We start from the raw sequence: 1,104 nt of genomic DNA, 5'->3' as shown, positions 1-1,104 counted from the left end.
ATGATTCCTGATTCTCGCCCTACGTCACACGGCGGACTTGCTGTTAGCTACTGGCCTCACCCAACCCTGGCACGTAGGGTTGCCGCAGCCATCGACCTTTCCTGCAAAGAGACAGGTGACAGTAGCCGCCCGCAGGAGCGAACCTCCCTCGTTGAGAAAAACGTGCTCAACGTGATGGCGGATAAAACGTCGAAACGGTCGGAAGATGTCAATCTTTGTGAGTCAGTTTCTTTAGCCGGTNCGGAAGATGTCAATCTTTGTGAGTCAGTTTCTTTAGCCGGTCATTGAGTTCGTTTTCTCCTTCTCGGGTTCGTTGATCCAGGTCGTCGTTGGGAACGTTGGTGGCTGCGGGTTCTGTCGCACGAAGCGCTCGGGGTGGGCGGTATATGCGGTCGTGAGGACGCGGGCGCGGGCGTGCTGAATGGCGGGTGCGCGGCCGTGGTGAACGTTGAACGGGGTATGCATTCCGATACCCGAATGACGATGCTCGTGGTTGTACCAGTCGTAAAATTCAGTGCAGAATGAGCGTGCCTCGGCGAGGCTGTAGAACCGGTCGGGGAACTCGGGCCGGTACTTCAGAATTTTGAAATGCGACTCCGAAAAGGGATTGTCGTTACTCGTATGTGGGCGGGAGTGTGACGTGGTCACGCCGAGGTCAGCGAGGAGGAACGCGACGGGTTTCGATGCCATCGAGGAGCCGTTGTCGGAGTGGATGGTCAGCTGGTCTCGGCGAATGTTTTGCTTCTCGATCGTGTCGAACAGGAGCCGCTCAGCCAGTTCGGCGCACTCCCGGGTCGCGACCATCCAGCCGACGACGTATCGGGAGTAAATGTCGATAATCGTATACAAGTGAAAGTACGACCATGTGGCCGGACCTTTCAGCTTCGAGATATCCCACGACCACGTCATGTTGGGTCCCGTCGCGATGAGTTCGGGCTTGACGCGCGCCGGGTGCTCGGCCTGCGCACGACGCTCACCGGTCTCACCGTGGGCTCGGAGTAGACGATACATCGTCGCTACCGAGCAGAGGTAGGTGCCCTCGTCGAGGAGGATCGCCTGGATCTCCGCCGGCGCCTTGTCCACGAACCGCCTCGATCGCAGAAC

At 58.5% G+C, this 1,104-nt stretch carries 1 protein-coding gene; it reads right to left on the bottom strand.

The annotated features are described in order from the left end of the window. Positions 1-273 precede the first annotated feature (273 nt). Positions 274-1,104, bottom strand: an 831-nt coding sequence (locus tag CXY71_RS00025; protein WP_104133707.1) for an IS3 family transposase, incomplete at its 5' end; no start/stop codon positions are given.

It is taken from the genome of Cryobacterium sp. Y62, assembly GCF_002929785.1.
Taxonomy (GTDB): Bacteria; Actinomycetota; Actinomycetes; order Actinomycetales; family Microbacteriaceae; genus Cryobacterium.
The sequence above is the reverse complement of the archived record's forward strand: the minus strand, read 5'-3'. Positions and strand labels throughout refer to the sequence as shown.